Annotated in this window: 18 protein-coding genes; 14 read left to right on the plus strand and 4 right to left on the minus strand. The window is 43.8% G+C overall.

Going from position 1 to position 18,042, the window contains the following annotated elements; genetic code table 11:
* Positions 1 to 267 precede the first annotated feature (267 nt).
* Positions 268 to 1,731 (plus strand): beta-barrel assembly-enhancing protease, encoded by a 1,464-nt coding sequence (gene bepA / locus ACYTPF_RS16510; RefSeq protein WP_179983561.1) that lies wholly within the window; start codon positions 268 to 270, stop codon positions 1,729 to 1,731.
* A 54-nt stretch (positions 1,732 to 1,785) separates the two neighbouring features.
* Here the strand turns inward: bepA and ACYTPF_RS16515 are convergent, their stop codons facing one another.
* Complete coding sequence (locus ACYTPF_RS16515) at positions 1,786 to 2,301, minus strand: TlpA family protein disulfide reductase (RefSeq protein WP_461852974.1); 516 nt, start codon at positions 2,299 to 2,301, stop codon at positions 1,786 to 1,788.
* 217 nt (positions 2,302 to 2,518) lie between these two features.
* On the opposite strand from ACYTPF_RS16515, the gene arsC reads away from it, so the two are divergent.
* The 3 genes from arsC (at position 2,519) to ACYTPF_RS16530 (ending at position 3,977) form a co-directional block, all read left to right on the plus strand.
* Positions 2,519 to 2,872: an arsenate reductase (glutaredoxin) gene (gene arsC, locus ACYTPF_RS16520; RefSeq protein ID WP_461852975.1), complete on the plus strand. Its 354-nt coding sequence runs from the start codon at positions 2,519 to 2,521 to the stop codon at positions 2,870 to 2,872.
* Positions 2,872 to 3,480 carry an NAD(P)H:quinone oxidoreductase gene (gene wrbA / locus ACYTPF_RS16525; protein WP_461852976.1) on the plus strand — a complete coding sequence of 203 codons (609 nt, stop codon included), beginning with the start codon at positions 2,872 to 2,874 and terminating at the stop codon, positions 3,478 to 3,480. The genes arsC and wrbA overlap by 1 nt, the downstream gene beginning before the upstream one ends.
* Before the next feature lie 74 nt (positions 3,481 to 3,554).
* Positions 3,555 to 3,977: a DUF2069 domain-containing protein gene (locus ACYTPF_RS16530; protein WP_461852977.1), complete on the plus strand. Its 423-nt coding sequence runs from the start codon at positions 3,555 to 3,557 to the stop codon at positions 3,975 to 3,977.
* 33 nt (positions 3,978 to 4,010) lie between these two features.
* Here the strand turns inward: ACYTPF_RS16530 and hda are convergent, their stop codons facing one another.
* Both hda and ACYTPF_RS16540 read right to left on the minus strand, forming a co-directional pair.
* Positions 4,011 to 4,748, minus strand: a complete 738-nt coding sequence (gene hda, locus ACYTPF_RS16535; RefSeq protein WP_179983566.1) for a DnaA regulatory inactivator Hda — start codon at positions 4,746 to 4,748, stop codon at positions 4,011 to 4,013.
* Between the two features lie 6 nt (positions 4,749 to 4,754).
* The gene (locus ACYTPF_RS16540; protein WP_461852978.1) at positions 4,755 to 6,152 is read right to left on the minus strand and encodes a DUF2066 domain-containing protein; all 1,398 of its coding nucleotides are present in this window, start codon (positions 6,150 to 6,152) and stop codon (positions 4,755 to 4,757) included.
* 303 nt (positions 6,153 to 6,455) lie between these two features.
* Between ACYTPF_RS16540 and purM the strand changes: the two genes are divergently transcribed.
* The 5 genes from purM (at position 6,456) to ACYTPF_RS16565 (ending at position 12,385) form a co-directional block, all read left to right on the plus strand.
* Positions 6,456 to 7,496, plus strand: a complete 1,041-nt coding sequence (gene purM, locus ACYTPF_RS16545) for a phosphoribosylformylglycinamidine cyclo-ligase (RefSeq protein WP_461852979.1) — start codon at positions 6,456 to 6,458, stop codon at positions 7,494 to 7,496.
* Positions 7,493 to 8,143 (plus strand): phosphoribosylglycinamide formyltransferase, encoded by a 651-nt coding sequence (gene purN, locus ACYTPF_RS16550; protein ID WP_461852980.1) that lies wholly within the window; start codon positions 7,493 to 7,495, stop codon positions 8,141 to 8,143. Before purM ends, purN begins: the two co-directional genes overlap by 4 nt.
* Entirely contained in the window at positions 8,103 to 8,855 is a 753-nt protein-coding gene (locus ACYTPF_RS16555) for a DUF3108 domain-containing protein (protein ID WP_461852981.1), read from the plus strand. The genes purN and ACYTPF_RS16555 overlap by 41 nt, the downstream gene beginning before the upstream one ends.
* A gap of 385 nt (positions 8,856 to 9,240) precedes the next feature.
* Complete coding sequence (gene fadE / locus ACYTPF_RS16560) at positions 9,241 to 11,703, plus strand: acyl-CoA dehydrogenase FadE (RefSeq protein WP_461852982.1); 2,463 nt, start codon at positions 9,241 to 9,243, stop codon at positions 11,701 to 11,703.
* The gene (locus tag ACYTPF_RS16565) at positions 11,687 to 12,385 is read left to right on the plus strand and encodes a CAP domain-containing protein (protein WP_461852983.1); all 699 of its coding nucleotides are present in this window, start codon (positions 11,687 to 11,689) and stop codon (positions 12,383 to 12,385) included. Before fadE ends, ACYTPF_RS16565 begins: the two co-directional genes overlap by 17 nt.
* 51 nt (positions 12,386 to 12,436) lie before the next feature.
* Here the strand turns inward: ACYTPF_RS16565 and ACYTPF_RS16570 are convergent, their stop codons facing one another.
* Complete coding sequence (locus tag ACYTPF_RS16570) at positions 12,437 to 13,072, minus strand: response regulator transcription factor (RefSeq protein ID WP_179983573.1); 636 nt, start codon at positions 13,070 to 13,072, stop codon at positions 12,437 to 12,439.
* Between the two features lie 174 nt (positions 13,073 to 13,246).
* On the opposite strand from ACYTPF_RS16570, the gene cmoA reads away from it, so the two are divergent.
* From cmoA to ACYTPF_RS16595, 5 genes are all read left to right on the plus strand, one after another.
* The gene (gene cmoA, locus ACYTPF_RS16575) at positions 13,247 to 13,978 is read left to right on the plus strand and encodes a carboxy-S-adenosyl-L-methionine synthase CmoA (protein WP_461852984.1); all 732 of its coding nucleotides are present in this window, start codon (positions 13,247 to 13,249) and stop codon (positions 13,976 to 13,978) included.
* Positions 13,979 to 14,035: 57 nt separating this feature from the next.
* A complete protein-coding gene (gene cmoB / locus ACYTPF_RS16580; RefSeq protein ID WP_461852985.1) occupies positions 14,036 to 15,034 on the plus strand; it encodes a tRNA 5-methoxyuridine(34)/uridine 5-oxyacetic acid(34) synthase CmoB in 999 nt (332 codons plus the stop codon).
* A gap of 93 nt (positions 15,035 to 15,127) precedes the next feature.
* Positions 15,128 to 16,000 (plus strand): kinase, encoded by an 873-nt coding sequence (locus ACYTPF_RS16585; protein WP_461852986.1) that lies wholly within the window; start codon positions 15,128 to 15,130, stop codon positions 15,998 to 16,000.
* The gene (locus ACYTPF_RS16590; RefSeq protein WP_179983577.1) at positions 15,997 to 16,806 is read left to right on the plus strand and encodes an HAD-IIB family hydrolase; all 810 of its coding nucleotides are present in this window, start codon (positions 15,997 to 15,999) and stop codon (positions 16,804 to 16,806) included. The genes ACYTPF_RS16585 and ACYTPF_RS16590 overlap by 4 nt, the downstream gene beginning before the upstream one ends.
* 12 nt (positions 16,807 to 16,818) lie before the next feature.
* Positions 16,819 to 18,042, plus strand: coding sequence for a glycosyltransferase family protein (locus tag ACYTPF_RS16595; RefSeq protein WP_179983578.1), 1,224 nt, complete (start codon positions 16,819 to 16,821; stop codon positions 18,040 to 18,042).

Genomic DNA, 18,042 nt, shown 5'->3' on the forward strand with positions numbered 1-18,042 from the left:
AGGTCAACGTGTCGTAATACCTGCGAAGCGTTTGGCTGAAATAGTCAGAAGCGTGTGACCGATATAGTCCAAGCATCTGACTAAATTAGATAACTTCTGGAAGTTCGCTCTAGTATTTGTCTGACTCGTGTTAGTAAAACAACGCTAAATTTTAAATTTCGTCTACTGAAAAAGTAGATATAAGAAAATAATAAATTTTGAAACTGTTTAGCAACTTAGTGCTCTAAGCGTTATGCAGTATTAAACATGTACAATAATTGTAGGTTCATGAGAAAACATTTTTCAGCATCTTTGGTTGCCCTTTCCTTTGTGCTCACATCGAGCCTAACGGCTGTTGCACAAGATGCCAATTACAGCAATAAAAATGCACTACCTGAGATAGGTGTGGTTGCTTCAGACGCTATATCACTTGATAAGGAAATGATCGTAGGCGATGCCGTAATGCGCCAAATGCGCGGGCAAAGCCCGGTTATCTCAGACCCAGTGTTGGACGAGTATTTGCAAGATGTAGGCAATCGTTTAGTTGTCCACGCCGACAATGCAAAGTTCCCCTTCGAGTTTTTCTGGGTTAACAACGACGCCATAAATGCTTTCGCGTTTTTCGGTGGTCATATCGGCGTACATACGGGCTTAATGCGTAGAGCTAAAAACGAGAGCGAGCTGGCTTCAGTACTTGCTCACGAAATTTCACACGTTACGCAGCGCCACATTGCACGGCGTATGCAAGCTCAACGACGCTCATCGCCTTTAGCACTGGCTTCGCTTATTGGTGGCGTACTCATTGCTATGGCTAATCCTGAAGCAGGTATTGCGGCCATGCAGGCAGGTTCTGCAGCATCGGCTCAGCTTCAAATTGACTATACACGGACAAATGAACAAGAAGCAGACCGAATCGGTATTGCTATGCTGGCAAGAGCTGGTTTTGATCCAAGCGCTGCGGCCTCCTTCTTTTCTACAATGGCAGAAGAATACCGTATGGTTTCTAGACCGCCTGCACGACTTCTAACTCACCCCCTAACTGAAACCCGTATTGCTGATGCAAGGAATCGCGCTGGGGATTATCCCAGACGTTATCTTCCCATTAACAAACAATTTGAATTAGCGAAAGCACGAATAAAGGCGCGCTATTCGTTTAAAGCAGATTACGCAATGGAATATTTTGAAGCAGCGGTAAACCAAGATGTTCAGCGGAGTAAAGAAGCATCGCTTTACGGTTTAGCACTCGCCTACATGCGAAACGAACAAATTGATAAAGCAAAAAAAGTGATGGATAAGCTTATTGCCGGCGATGGAGATAATCTTTTCTATCTCGATGCTATGACTGATATTTACATCTCTTTAGGACAACCTTTAAAAGCGGTAGAAATGTTAACGCCTCACGTACAACATAACCCGAGAAATCAGGTTCTTGCGCTAAATCAGGCGAACGCCTATATCAGTGCACAAAAGTATGATGATGCCATTTCGTTGCTCAAGGATTTTCTACTGGTCAGAAAAGATTATCAAATAGCCCACCAATTGATGAGTGAAGCGTATCAAAAAGCTAAGCAATTCTCCCAAATGCACCAAAGCAAAGCGGAAGTCTATGCCCTTTATGGCGCATACAATCGCGCAGTAGATGAACTTCAATATGCTTACAATTTTGCGGGTGATAATCACCTTGCAAAGCAACGGATTAGGGCGCGCATAAAGCAGTTTCGCGATCAGGAAGAACGATTAGAACGGCTATAGTGCGTTTGTAGTGCGTTAATGTACAGCGCTACCGTTGTTCTATACACTGTTGACTTAATCTCGCTCAGCGCTTTTTAGTTTAATAAGGCGCTGATGCAAGCCGTCAGCTGTCACTTCACCCATTATCGTATCTTTGATCTTTCCATCTGGGCCCACAATGAAAGTGGCAGGTAAATATGGAGGCTTAGCCATGGGTAGCTTAGTATCGGAAGAACTAACAATAACTGGCACAGCAATGTCGTATTTTTTTGACATTGCTGTCAATTCAGCTTTTGTTTTGGGGTCGTAGTTAATTGCAAATAGCTGCGTACCGCTAGGTAAAGATTGATGAAATGACGCTAATTCAGGCATTTCGCGAAGGCATGGCGCACACCAAGGCGCAAAGTAGTTCACAATTACCCACTGCCCTTTAAGACCATTCCAGCTATATGTTTGCCCATCCAAGGTTTCAAAGTCATTCTGAAGACTCTGATAAGTAAAAAACCCAGCTAAAGACGCTGTAATAAAAAGAGTGATAAGAAGTAGCGGATTAGTTTTGCCCATATTGCTATTTAAAGGTGAGAACGACATGCAACCCTCTAATTATATTTGTTTTAGTCATAGTGCCAGATTCTTCCCCCCTTCTCTAACAGATTTTAAAATACTACTTGTTAAACACCTCGCTGATTAGGCGCGATGCAGAGGTATATTGCGCACTTTATTAATAACTAGGTTTAAACTGCTTGATATTAAGAAGCAAAAACGCAATAGTTCGCGCCAAAAGTAACAACCTTAAAAAGGGGCTTATATGTCAGATATTACTATTATTCATAATCCACGCTGTTCTAAGAGCAGACAAACGCTTGCGCTACTTGAAGAAAAAGGCGAAGCGCCAGTTGTGGTTGAATATTTAAAACATCCCCTAGATGCCCAAGCGCTTAAAGCGATATTTAAAAAACTTAACCTTGAATCGGTTAGGGGTATGATGCGTACAAAAGAGAAAGAGTACAAAGACGCTAATTTAGGGGACGAAGCATTGTCTGATGAAGCACTTTTTGATGCCATGGTTCAGACGCCTAAGCTAATCGAACGCCCAATTGTTATTAAAGGCGAGAAAGCACGTATCGGTCGACCGCCTGAATCGGTATTGGACATTTTGTAGTGCAACCCGTTCTTGTACTTTATTACAGCCGACATGGCAGCACCAAGCGTTTAGCCGATGCTATCGCCCAGGGAATATCGTCACAAAATGTGCCGGTTATAGTGCGCAAAGTTAAAAGTATTAACGAATTGAGCAGCACGTCTGAAGATGTCTCAGATGTTGCTTCTAGTACAGTCCCTGAGGTTACAATTCAGGAACTTGAGCAATGTAGCGCGTTGGCCCTTGGTAGCCCTACTCGCTTTGGCAATATGGCCGCGCCAGTTAAACACTTTTTAGACTCAACAAGCAGCCAATGGTTGAAGGGCGCACTGATTGATAAACCGGCCTGCGTTTTTACTTCGTCATCGTCCATGCATGGCGGCCAAGAGTCCACGCTGTTGTCTATGATGATACCGCTTATCCATCACGGTATGGTAATTTGCGGTATTCCATACAGCGAGCCAGAACTGCACAATACAACCATGGGTGGTAGCCCCTATGGCGTAACACATGTCGCGCACCACAGTTTAAGTGCTCCGCAACAATTGAGCGCAGATGAAAAAGCGCTGTGTTTTGCTCAAGGTAAGCGCCTGGCTACGTTTGCAAAAAGATTAGCAAATAACGATTGATTCGCGATACGACAAACGCGAATAGACACAACGTTTAGATAAATATTAAAACCTGATTTCTTCGGAGAATAAACATGGCACCAGATACGCGTTTCTTTCGCTATCTAGCACTTATCAGTCACACTGGGCTAATTATATGGATAACGCTTTGGCAATTTACATTTACTAAAGAGCATACTTACTCCCCAGTATTTATTGCGTTGTTCTATATTTTACCCTTATTGTTACCCTATTGGGGTGTATTGAAAGGCAAGCCATATACTCACGCTTGGGCAAATTTTGTTGTCTTATTTTACCTTATTCACGGGTGTACCGTTGCCTACGCCGTGCCTGCTGAACGCTGGTATGCGGTAGTAGAAATTATTTTGTGTACCGGCATGTTCGTTGGATGCAGCGCCTTCGCCAGAAAGCGTGGTCGCGAACTAGGATTAGGCATTAAAAAGCTTAAAGAAGAAATGAAAGAAGAAAAAGCGCGTTTTGAGCAAGGCCGACCGTAACGCTTAGCTAAATCAGGTTGAGCTCCCGCTTAGCTAGTTTAGGTTAAGCTCGCGCTTAACCATGCCCACCGACAGGCGTTTTTGTTCTTGGAGTGAGCGGGTGTCTAGCCTGGCTAGCAAAGACATCAGGCTTTTTAGGTCTCGTTCGCTATGATTTAACAAGAACTGTAGCGCTTGGTTTGAAAGCTTAAGGCCCCGCTCTTCAGCGCGCAGGCGTACCGCCTCCTCACGACCGCTATCATCAAGCTGATTAACGTGATAAATAACGCCCCATGCCAAGCGGGAACGCAAATCAGGTAGCACGAATGCTGGGTTTGATGGACCTAAATGGCTGGTGCAAATCACCATGGCCTGTTTAGCTTCCATAACGCGATTGAATAAATCAAACAGCGCTTCTTCCCAGCGCTTATCACCCGCTATGGCGTGTATGTTATCTAACGCTATCAGCGACAGGTTTTCCAAGCCTTCGAAGATATCTAAAGACCAAGCTTTAAAGTCATTAAGATTTAAATACAGGTGATTGACAGATCTGCCTGCTAACTGATGACAGGTGGCAAAAAGCAAGTGACTTTTACCAACCGCACTGCTGCCTAATAAGGTAAGTAATGGAAGTTGCAATGAAGCTAAAGCGCTTAATTTCGAGGCATCTCGCCAAAGCGGTAGCGCTTCTGAAATCTGCTCAAGCACTGAAACCACTTCTTCGTTACCCGTAGAAACGAAACTATCGAAGTTTTCGTCTACAGGTAACGTTACAGGCAAAGGCAGCTGCATGCTAATTTAGTTGCTCCAATAGAAACTGTTTTCGTTGACGGTTTGTCCGTAGGCGTCAGTTACTGGGCGTAGTTTGTTTTCTAATTTGACGCTGTTGAGTAAATCGTCAACCGTACCGACTAACGTTAACGAATAAGTAGCCACGGTACCTGATTGCTCAATGAGGGTTGCGTTTTCAATAACACTTAAGCTGTTCAAATAGTCTGTGGCACTGGCATAGCTTGCAATGGAACCAACGTTGGCGATTGAGACTGTAATTACTTCTCGTTCAGACTCTTCAATACCCACAACCGCATAAAGCGATGACAAATAGTTTGAATACGCGTCTACCAGTGCATTGCCTAAATCTTCCGGTGAATCTCCATAGATGCTGCCGTAGCTTACTTTACCACCGCCAATAAAAATCCAATCCAGCGCGAAGTCGCCCTCGTCTGCTCTTTTAGCGTAATTCGCAAATTCGTCCATAGTGAATGGTTCCGTTGTGTTTGCGAGTTGCCCTGTAGGCGATATTTCTTCAACATTTTCACTAGGCTGACCAGTAAGAGCAGCGTTCTCGTTTATTGGGCTATCACCATTACCTTGCGACGGGTTCGATTCAGCGTTAGCTGAATCGTTTGGTTGACCATCGTAACGCTCAGTCTGAGCTTCTTCATTAAGCACATTATCTAATGAATCAACGGTACCAGACGGCACAACGTTTTCAGGTAAATCTGGTATTGCATTTGGGTCATTGCGATATACCCTGGCACCGATAATGTTATCGACGCTGTAACGCATAGAAGCTTTACGCAGCGGCTCAGCAAATCGTCCCCACACGTCGTAGGTAGAAATATTAACGCTGTCTGTTAGGTCCATTAGAGGGAGGCTGAGAGGCACACCACGCTGTTTAGCCGTTTGTTTAAGTGCGCGCTGAAGCTCAGTATCGAGTGATTCGTCAAGAATAGTACGAGTTTCGTTCTCGTCTTCTTGTGCTAGCCACACTATAGTCTCTGGGCGTCTGTCTCCCCAAAGCGGAAGCAATTCTCGCTGCAAAATTTCATTAAGTTTCGCCTGATCGAATTCAGCAATGTAATAAGTTCTGTTGTTATCAAACGCAAAGCGATATGAACGAAGTAGCGACTGAGGCGATGTTAATGCCGCTCTGACACCAGCGTTGTCAAGTACACTCGTGCTGCCCGACATTTTAATGAATACTTGCTTGAGCGCTTTTTTGAGCGCTGTTTGCTGAGTGCGCTGAGTTTGATCTTCGACTTGAATTTGCGCTTCATTAACAACAACGCGCTGAGCGGCGTGCGTGTTTGCACTGTAATTAAGTATTGCAAAAAGAGAGACACACAGTATTCGTTTCAAACCTACTCTCTGCTTCTTTGCCTTATTGGTGTTACGCATTACTGCCGTCAACATTGACACTCCATACCCTCTAAAAATCAATTCCTTACCTACCCAATCATGAGCCAAACACATTTCAAATAAAGCTTGAAAGCAGCCCAACATTCACGTTGCTCTCTCTTAATATCAGAGCAAGACATTTTATTTAGCAAGATATTCACCAAAAGATAGTGTTCTATTGTCTTTTATATTCAATTTAATTTCACCCTTAAAATAAAAAAGATCAAAAAGCGCATAAAATAGCCGTCACAAATTGGACTTGTGCCGACTTGCTGGTAGAATCCGCGGTTTTCTACCTCTTAGTTTCAGGGCCCAACCGTGAGCGAAAATAAAACCTCTTTAAGTTACAAAGATGCAGGCGTAGATATCGATGCAGGCAATCAACTTGTTGAACGCATCAAATCAGTTACCAAGAAAACCCACAGACCAGAAGTTAAAGGTAATTTGGGTGGTTTTGGTGCACTTTGCGAACTACCTACAAAATATAAAAAGCCGCTACTTGTTTCAGGTACTGACGGCGTAGGTACTAAACTAAGAGTGGCAATGGATGCGAATCGTCATGACGGTGTAGGCATTGACCTTGTAGCAATGTGTGTAAACGACCTAATAGTGCAAGGTGCTGAACCGCTATTTTTCCTAGACTATTACGCAACAGGTAAGCTTGATGTTGACGTTGCGGCGTCAGTCGTTACTGGCATTGGCGCAGGGTGTGAACAGGCGGGATGTGCACTTATTGGCGGTGAAACTGCTGAAATGCCTGGTATGTATCACGATGGCGATTATGACATTGCAGGCTTCTGCGTTGGTGTAGTTGAGGCTGATAACGTTATTGACGGCACGAACGTTAAACCAGGCCAAAAGCTCATAGCTTTAGGTTCGTCGGGCCCACACTCTAACGGTTATTCGTTAGTAAGAAAAATTATCGAAGTAAGCGGCGCTGATGTAAATGCTGATCTGAACGGTAAGCCAATCATTGACCAGCTACTTGAGCCTACTCGCATTTACGTTAAGTCGGTATTGGCTTTGCTTGAAGAGGTTCAGGTTAGTGCAATTTCACACATAACAGGTGGCGGCTTCTGGGAAAACATCCCTCGCGTACTTCCTGAAGATGCGAAAGTGGTAATTGATGAAAGTTCATGGGAATGGCCTGCTATCTTCTCTTGGCTTCAAGAAAACGGTAACGTAACGCGTCATGAAATGTACCGCACCTTCAACTGTGGTGTTGGCTTAGTTATCGTTGTTGACGGAAGCGATACCGATGCAGCCCTAAACATCCTTAAGCAACATGGTGAAAATGCGTGGGTTATTGGTGACATCGCTGCAAAAGACGGCGAAGAGCAAGTAGAGATCAACGCGTGAGTAGCAGTGTAACTAAAATATGCGTACTTATTTCTGGTAATGGTAGTAACTTGCAGGCCATTATTGATGAAGTAAAAGGCGGCCGTCTTAACGCTAAAATCAGCGGCGTAATTAGCAATCGTCCTAACGCTTATGGTCTTGAGCGCGCTAAAGAAGCAGGCATCGAAGCCGTGTGCCTTGATCACACTAATTTTGATACTCGCGAGTCTTATGACGAAGCACTTAAAGCACAAATTGATGCTTTTGGTGCTGACTGTGTTGTGCTTGCTGGCTTTATGCGCATCCTAACTCCAGAGTTTGTCGATAGCTTTGCTGGAAAATTAGTGAACATTCACCCATCTTTGTTGCCGAAGTACAAAGGTTTGAATACGCATCAGCGAGCCATCGATAATGGAGATAAAGAGCACGGTGTAAGTGTGCACTTTGTTACACCAGAGCTTGATGGTGGCCCGGTTATCATTCAAAGTCGTGTGCCTGTATTTGATGAAGACACAGCTAGCGACTTGGCTGAGCGTGTTCAGGAACAAGAACGCCGCATCTATCCGCTAGTACTATCATGGTTTAGTGCTGGTCGATTATCGATGCGAAACAATAAGGCAGTTTTAGATGAGCAAGAACTACCAGAATCTGGTTATGCAAGCGATTAAGCCTTTTGCTGTTGGTGCACTGTTAGCGGTATCCCTCTCAGGGAACGCGCAAACAATGTCCAGTGCAGAGAAAGCTGAACTTCCGCTTCAGCCTTACAAGGCTACGTATACCGCTTACAAATGGGGTGACGACGTAGGCGAAGCGAATATTGAGCTTTCGAACTTAGGGAACCAACAATACTCCTTGATTTATACCTCCAAGGTATCAAAGTTTTTCTTATCAGATAAGCGCAGCGAGCACTCGATCTTCACGGTAAACGAAGATACGGTTGTACCTTCTGAGTATTACTACAACCGCTCGGGAACTGGGCCGGATAAAGAGCTCAAAGTTACGTTTAGCCAACAAGGTCAAGGGAAGATTAAAGTCGAAAATGGCGAAACCTTTGAATGGAATGGTGAATTTGATAATCAAATTTATCGAATAGATCTAGCCAAGCAGCTTGCCGAAGGTAAAACGTCCCTAGACTATAACTTTGTTAACTACCGTGGCGAGCTACGCCACTACGGCGTGCAAGTGGTAGATGAAGAAGTATTGTCATTGCCTTTTGGAGAAGTTGAAGCAGTTAAAGTAAAACTTATTCGCGATTCTAAGAAACGCGAAACCTTTGCATGGTTCGCACCTTCGCTCAACTATACGCTAGTCAGACTTCAGCAATTTAAAGAAGGAGATGAGCAAGGAGATATCAAGCTCAAGTCGTTTGAAATGCTGTAAAAGAGCTAAAGCGCTCCAGCTCTCTTTGTAACAAACTTATTTAAAATACAAAAAAGCACGCTTAAAATTAGATTCAGGCGTGCTTTTTTATTAACAAATTGCGACATAAGCTAGCTGCGGTAGGCTCCAAATAAAAAGCGCAATTCATAATTCCAATCACGCTATATCAGTAACGTCTATACTTATCAGTAGTAAGGTCCACTACCCTATTATTTATGTCGCTGTTAATAGAATATTCATGTAAAAATCTTGATCTTTGCCTTATTAAATAATAGGTTTACAGCATGCTGGTCAGACCTCGATCGTTAACGACTTTTGTTTGAAGCGTTTTTACAGAATCGAAGATATGACAAGCGTAACGTTTAACGCCTTTCAGGAGTGAAGTATGGCAGATTTTATATGGTTTTTACTGGTCGTTCTGACACTAGCGATTGCTAGCTATCAGCGTACCAGCTTGGTAACAGCTGTTGCCATGGGCGCAGGTGTTATGATTTTAGGCACCCTTTTCGGTGATATCGGCCTACTAGGTTGGGTAGTGTACCTTGCTTTAACGCTGCCGTTCACACTTGCTAATATTAGACAACAACACATTTCTAAAAAGTTGCTAGCCTTTTATCGCAAAGTTATGCCCGAAATGTCGAGCACAGAACAAGAAGCTATTGATGCGGGTACCGTTTGGTGGGACGGCGATATCTTTAGCGGTAAGCCAGACTGGGACAAGCTTCATCGCATCCCTAAAGGTCGCTTAACTGCAGAAGAGCAAGCGTTCCTAGATGGCCCTTGTGACAAAGTTTGCTCTATGGTCGATGAATGGCAGATAAACCACAAAGATGCGGACCTACCTCCTGAAATCTGGCAGTTCCTTAAAGAACACAAATTCTTCGCCATGATCATCAAGAAAGAATATGGTGGTCTTGAATTTTCAGCTTATGCGCAATCACGTGTCCTACAAAAGCTGGCAGGTGTAAGTGCGGTGCTATCAAGCACAGTTGGTGTACCAAATTCACTAGGCCCGGGTGAACTACTGCAACACTATGGTACGAAAGAGCAGCAAGATCACTATTTACCTCGCCTTGCAGAGGGTAAAGAAATCCCTTGTTTCGCATTAACTGGTCCTGAAGCAGGTTCAGATGCTGGCGCAATTCCAGATGTTGGTGTTGTTTGCAAAGGCGAATGGAACGGTGAAGAAGTACTGGGTATGCGCCTTACTTTTAACAAGCGCTATATCACTCTTGCACCTGTAGCTACAGTTATCGGCCTTGCTTTTAAACTGCAAGATCCTGAAGGTCTTCTTGGCGATAACAAAGAGCCGGGTATTACCTGTGCGCTTATCCCTCGCGACACTAAAGGTCTAGAAATTGGCCGTCGTCATTTCCCTCTTAATACACCATTCCAGAATGGCCCTATCAAGGGTGAAGAAATCTTTGTACCTATCGATTACATTATCGGTGGTCCAGCGATGGCGGGTCGCGGATGGCGCATGCTTGTAGAATGTTTATCAGTAGGACGTTGTATTACCCTACCTTCTTCTGCTGCTGGTGGTGCAAAATCTGTTTCACTTGCAACCGGTGCATATGCACGTATTCGTCGTCAGTTCCGTATGCCTGTAGGTCATATGGAAGGTGTTGAAGAAATGCTTGCGCGTATTGGTGGTAATGCTTACTTAATGGATGGCGTAACGCGCTTTTCAACAGTGGGTGTTGACCTAGGCGAGAAACCTTCTGTTATCTCGGCAATCTGTAAGTACCATTTAACTGAGAAAATGCGTCAAGTCATCAATGACTCGATGGACGTTCACGGTGGTAAAGGCGTAATGCTTGGGCCAAACAACTACTTGGGCCGCGGCTATCAAGGCGTACCTGTATCAATTACGGTTGAAGGTGCAAATATCCTTACTCGTAACATGATGATATTTGGTCAAGGCGCAATGCGTTGTCACCCATACGTGCTTAAAGAAATTGAAGCTGCATCTATTGAAGACAAGAAAGAGGCTCTTCAAGCGTTTGATAAGGCAGTATTTGGTCATATCGGCTTTGCGGTAGCTAACACGGTTCGCAGTATTTGGTTCTCGTTAACTAATGGTGCGTTTAGCAGTGCGCCATTTACTGATGAAACAGCGCGTTACTATAAACTGCTTCAAGGTTATAGCGCTAACCTAGCACTTCTTACTGATGTTTCTATGGGCGTACTTGGCGGTGACCTTAAGCGTCGCGAGCGCTTGTCGGCGCGTTTAGGTGACATTTTAAGTGGTCTATACATGGGCAGCACTACTTTGAAGCGCTTTGACGAAGAAGGTCGTTTGAAAGAAGATCTTCCGCTTCTTCATTGGGCGATGCAAACCACATTGCACGACATTGAAACTGCAATTGATGACTTCTTAGCGAACTTCCCTAACCGCGCAGTTGCAGCAGCGCTTCGCGTTATGGTTATTCCTTTTGGTCGTCGTATTGGCAAGCCTTCTGATAAAACAGAGCATGCTATTGCGCAAATGCTTCAAACGCCTTCAACTGCACGTAGCCGTCTAGGCTATGGCCAGTATCTAACTCGTGAGGAAGGCAGTTTGTTTGGCGACCTAGAACAAACACTTGACGATGTATTGGCAAGTGAACCTATCTTCGAGCGCATTTGTAAGCACAAGAAAGCCAAGCTACCGTTCACTCGATTGGACGTACTAGCTGATGAGGCATTAACTGAAGATATTATTAACGAAGAAGAAGCGAACTTGCTACGCAAGACAGAAGCAGGACGACTTCGCACCATCAACGTTGATGATTTCGATCACGAAGAGTTAGTAGCTAAAGTTAACTCAACGTCAGCTACTAAGAAACGAGGTGGTAAAGCTGCTTAGTTCAAACCCTAGAAAAGAAGGCCGCGAAAGCGGCCTTTTTTGTCAAAAATTCATTATAGCTACGCTAATTGCTCTGACTGCACAAAGTACTAGCTTCGCCAACCCAGTAACCTGCGGTAATACTGAGCAAGCACAAGCTTTGTCTTTACTTATTGCTAACGATAAAGGTCAAAAACGCAATCTGTTGCAGTGCAACCCAACGCTCGTTGCATTAGCTGAGGCTAAGGTGAAAGATATGGCCGACAGAGGCTTAGTTTCACATTTTTTAGGTGGTAGCCCTAACACTCGCATTCGAAATGCGGGGCTTTCTCTACCTGAATATTATGGTAAGGCTATGAGCAACCAAGTTGAAGCGTTAGCGGGCGGGTACACTACGGCTGATGATGTTTGGTATGCATTGAAAAGGTCTACCTCTCATCGGCAGCACTTATTAGGCGAACTTCCGTTTTATGAAGAGCAAGATCAAATCGGTATCGCGTTTCATAAAGACTTTTCAACACCGCATGTTGAATACTGGGCGGTTTATGTTACTAAGTTAGCGGACACTGCTACTTCTCTAGAGGACGATAACTCATCAACAACGTTACTCTTGAAACGCCAAAAGCAGTTTGATCATGTACCTGATAAAGGTTTAGACATTGTAACCGAGAGCGGCAATATTACTTTAAAAACAGAACTTTAAAGACAAAAAAACCGGATGAATAATCCGGCTTTTTTTTAAAGCAAATTGCGGTTAGCTTAGCTGAAGCTTATCCATTAATAACACAGCCTGCGTACGAGTATTAATCTCTAGTTTACGCAGTATGGCACTGATATGTGCTTTGATAGTTGCTTCGGTAACATTCATTTCATGAGCAATCTGTTTGTTCATCAGGCCAGCTCTTAAATACGAAAGCACCTGAATTTGTTTTGGCGTTAGCTCACGGAAGCGTTGAAGTAACACTTTCAATTCATCATCCACTTTTTCAAGCTCTTCTTCCATACCTTCTGGAAGCCATTTCTTACCGCCGATGATATCTACGATAGCTTGAGCAATTTCTCGCGTTTGCGATACTTTAGGGATGAAACCCTGTGCGCCTAGGCTCATCACCTGAGCTACTACTTCAACCGTATCACTACCTGAAACTACACCAATAGGGATGTTTGGATACTGTTCACGTAATGTGATAAGGCCGTTAAAATATTCACCGCCTGGCATGTTAAGATCAAGAAGCACTAGCTCAACGCCGTCGAATTCGTTAAGTTTTGCCAATGCATCGTCCAAACTTCCGGCTTGAATTATTTGTGCATTTTCAAAGTAAGGTTCCAACGCGCCGCTCAATGCCTCGCGAAACAATGGGTGATCGTCTGCTACTAGAATTCTCGTCATTAGCGTTACTGCTTCCTTTTTCTATTATGAGTATAGATTAATACTTTAGACCAGTAACGAAAAGACCTAATACTGAAAAATCCTGTAAAAAACTGACAAATTTAGCGTTTTCCATTGGCATTTACGTATCAGACGGTAAAATTGCGCCCCAAATTGGCTAATAGAAGATTCACAGTGAAGAAACACGACAATATTTATGCAAAGGCACTCAATAAAGTAGATGACTTTAAGTTTGATGAGTCTGTCGTTGATGTGTTTCCTGATATGATTCAGCGTTCAGTTCCCGGGTACGAAACGATTGTTCACACCATAGGCGAATTAGCTAAAACTGCAGTCACTTCAAATTCTGTGGTATACGACCTTGGCTGTAGTTTAGGTGCTGCGAGTCTATCTGTAGCTAGGGCGCTGCCTAGCGAAACATGTAAAATTATAGGTGTAGATGCATCTGAAGCCATGGTTGAACGCTGTAAGCGTGTTGTTCAAACGTTTTCACTTCCAAATCCTATTTCCATACAGCATGGCTTTGCGCAAGATATTGAGATAAATAACGCGTCCATGGTTGTTATGAACTTTACTTTACAGTTTATACCACCAGCTGACCGCGAAGCACTATTAAAAAGCATTTTCGATGGGCTAAACCCAGGCGGTATTTTAGTATTGTCAGAGAAAATTCGTCACCCTACCCTCAATGGAAACGAATTACTTGTAGACTTACACCACCAGTTTAAACGCGACAATGGATACAGCGAGCTAGAAGTAAGTCAAAAACGCGCAGCGCTAGAGAAGGTTATGTTAACCGACACCTTCAGTGAACATGAAACTCGCCTGAAAAAAGTAGGGTTTACAGATGTAGTGATGTGGTACAAGTGCTATAACTTTACGTCCATGGTCGCCATTAAAAGTTAGGCACTAGCGTCTTTTAAACTTCGCGTTATTTCGATTTCAATACATATAAAGAAGACTATGAGTAAACTAGAACAGACTTGGTTTAACGATTGCTACAAATCGTTGATAGACAGCCCTCTTTCACATTGGCTGCAAACCCTACCTGCCCAAATGGACGACTGGCAGCGAGACGCAAAGCACGGCGAATTTGATAAATGGTGCCGGATGCTTGGAAAACTGCCATCGACCTATCCAAGCCATGTTGACCTTTCATCGAGCGTTTCGATAGGCACGAAAGACGACGTTGACGAATACACGCAAAAGCAAATAGAAGGTTTGCTGAAACAATTTATGCCATGGCGTAAGGGCCCTTTCCACCTGCATGGCATTCACATAGATACCGAGTGGCGTTCAGACTGGAAATGGGACCGTGTAGCACCTCACATTACCTCTTTAAAAGACCGAAACGTTTTAGACGTAGGTTGCGGTAGTGGCTACCACATGTGGCGTATGCTTGGCGAAGGGGCCGAAAAAGTAGTGGGTATAGATCCTACTCAATTGTTTCTTATTCAGTTTCACGCCATTAAGCAATTTATCAGTAATTCCACAACCCCTTGTGACAACATTCACTTTTTGCCATTAGGCATAGAAGAGATGCAGCCACTGAAAGCCTTTGACACTGTATTTTCGATGGGTGTTCTTTATCATCGCAAAGATCCTATGGCCTTTCTACAGCAGCTTAAAGATCAGCTAAGGAAAGGTGGAGAGTTAATACTTGAGACCCTTGTTGTTGATGGTGACGAAAACACTGTGCTAATGGCCGGTGAGCGCTATGCGCAAATGCGAAATGTTTGGTTTTTACCCAGTACCGCCGCTCTTTCTGTATGGCTAGGTCGCCTGGGATTTGAAAATATCCGCGTTGTGGATGTTAACCACACTACCCTAGACGAACAACGTGCAACGTCATGGATGGAATCACAATCTTTGAAAGATTTTCTCGATCAAGAAGATATTACTCGCACCATAGAAGGTTATCCTGCACCACAACGGGCCGTTATCGTAGCAAATAAGAAGTAATCCTTAGGGTACCTAGCAAGTTACCCGATTGGCACAAATGTTGTTATCTTAATAAGAAGAACGTGCGAATTCTGCATTGATTAAGGTGACAACATGGATATACATAGCTTTTTAACGACGCACCAATTGCCAAGTAGCTATGCAGAAACTGCACAAAAATGGTTCACACCATTATGCAAGCAGCTGCTTAAGCACCAAGAAGGTGCAACAAAACCTTTCATCGTCGGTATAAATGGAAGTCAGGGCTCAGGTAAATCTACTCTGACCAGTTTTATCGAATCTTTCCTTTCATCAGTACATAATAAACAAGTTGTTTCACTGTCTATTGATGACTTTTATTACGATCAATCTCAGCGTAATGCGCTAGCAATTAAAGTGCATCCGCTACTAGCAACGCGAGGTGTACCGGGTACACACGACGTTACCTTAGCTTTAAATACGCTTCGTAGTTTAGCTAAAGGCACGCGGACGTCCCTACCTCGATTTAACAAGGCGACGGACAACCCATTCCCGCCAGAGCAGTGGCCTGTAATAGAATCTTCACCTGATTTCATCATACTAGAGGGATGGTGTGTGGGTGCGTCACCTCAGGCTTCTGGCGAATTAAAGCGCCCCGTGAATCACCTTGAAGAAGTTGAGGATCCACTAAGCATTTGGCGTTCATTTGTTAATACCGAATTAGCAGGCGATTACCAAACACTCTTCGACAAAATTGACTATCGCATCATGCTTAAAGCGCCAAGTTTTGATTGTGTTTATCAATGGCGGTTAGAACAGGAACACAAACTTGCCCAAAAAGCTTCCATTGATAGCGACGGCGTTATGTCTGATGAAGAAGTGGCAAACTTTGTGCAACACTATCAGCGCATCACTGAACACGCGTTAGCGCATTTGCCTGAAAAGTGCGATACCGTATTTTATCTTGATGAAACAAGAACGATAACTAAACAGGACGTAAAACGATGACGAAAACGCTTGTTTTCACCGATATGGACGGCACGCTGTTAGACCACCATACCTACTCTTTCGAGGCGGCGAAACCGGCTTTAACGGCATTAGAAGCAAAAGACATCCCCGTTATTCCCACCACCAGTAAAACCTTTGCTGAATTACAGCCATTACGTGAAAGAATTGGCTTAGACGGGCCGTTTATTATTGAGAACGGTGCCGCTATTTTCATCCCCCATGGCTTTTTTAAACAAAAGCCTAGCGGCACGGTTTGGATAGACGGCTATTGGTGCAAAGCTTTTATCTCCAATAAAAATTATTGGATTAAGCTATTGGAAAAAATTGGCAGCGAATTTGAGGGTAAATATAAGCAGTTCTCAAAAATGTCAAACGCAGAAATTCAGGAGTGTACAGGTCTTGATGAGCGGTCTGCGTCACTTGCAGCTAAGCGTCAGTTCGGTGAACCCGTTTTATGGTTGGGCAGTGACGACGAGAAACAGCGATTTTTAAAAGTTGTAAAAGATCGCGGCGCCTTTCCACTGGAGGGTGGCCGTTTTATACATATTTCAGGTAATTGCGATAAAGGCCAAGCGCTTAAGTGGCTGGCTAGTGAATATCAAAAGCAACATACCACCAAAGTAAATACCATTGCCCTTGGCGATGGTAAAAACGACGTAGCAATGCTTGAAGCGGCGCACGTCCCAATTCGCATTTTATCACCGGTAAACCCTCCGCCTGCTGTAAAAAAAGAAGAGGTCTATACCAGCACCCTAGCCGGCCCTGAAGGCTGGAACGAAATGCTTACTCAATTATTATCCCTATGATCAGGAGGACACATGGCTGATTTTTATCAAAATGGTGTGGTTACTACGTTACATAATTTGGCTCGTCGTCCTACCGAAGAGCTAGAAACAGAGCTTTTACAGTTTTCACAAAAGCGCCCTATGGCACTTATTCTTCCCTCGCTGTTTTCAGAACTAGAAGGTGATGCACTTCCGCATATTGTTAACGAACTCACTGGCGTTCCCTATTTATCAGAAATTGTAATTGGCCTAGACCGAGCCAATGAAGAACAGTACAAACACGCGCTTAAGTTCTTTGGAAAGCTACCTCAGCACCACAGAGTACTTTGGAACGATGGTCCGCGTCTTAAAGCGCTTGACGAAGAACTTCAGTCTCAGGGTCTAGCACCTAAAGAGTTAGGTAAAGGCCGTAATGTGTGGTACTGCATGGGCTATGTATTAGCGTCTAACAGAGCAGAATCTGTAGCATTACACGATTGCGACATTGTTACTTACAACAAAGACTTGCTTGCCAAGCTTATTTACCCTGTCGCTAACCCTATGTTCAACTATGAATTTTGTAAGGGGTACTACGCACGTGTAGCTAACGGCAAAATTAATGGTCGTGTTTCACGTCTTCTGGTCACTCCCCTACTTCGCGCACTAAAACGCATTATGGGTGATAACGAGTACCTGGAGTTTATGGACAGCTTCCGCTACCCACTTGCAGGTGAATTTTCGTTTAGAAGGGATGTATTAAACGATATTCGTATACCAAGCGACTGGGGCTTAGAGATTGGCGTGTTGTCGGAAATGCACCGCAACTATTCACACAACCGTCTGTGCCAAGCTGATATATGCGATATTTATGACCATAAACACCAAGACCTTTCGCTTAATAATGACCAAGGTGGTTTGTCTAAAATGTCTATCGACATTACAAAGGCAATTTTCAGAAAGCTCGCTACGCAAGGCTACACGTTTAGCAATGAGATGTTCCGTTCGATTAAAGCGACCTATTTCAGAATTGCGCTAGACTTTATAGAGACTTATCACAATGATGCGGTAATGAATGGACTGAACTTAGACATTCATAGCGAAGAAAAAGCGGTAGAGATGTTCGCCAGCAATATAATGAAAGCGGGGCAAAACTTTTTAGAAAACCCGATGGAAACACCGTTTATACCAAGCTGGAACCGTGTAACCAGTGCGGTGCCAGATATTTTAGAACGATTATTAGAAGCGGTTGAAGCCGATACTGCAGAATATATGGAGTAA

It is taken from the genome of Alteromonas sp. HB246098, assembly GCF_054890645.1.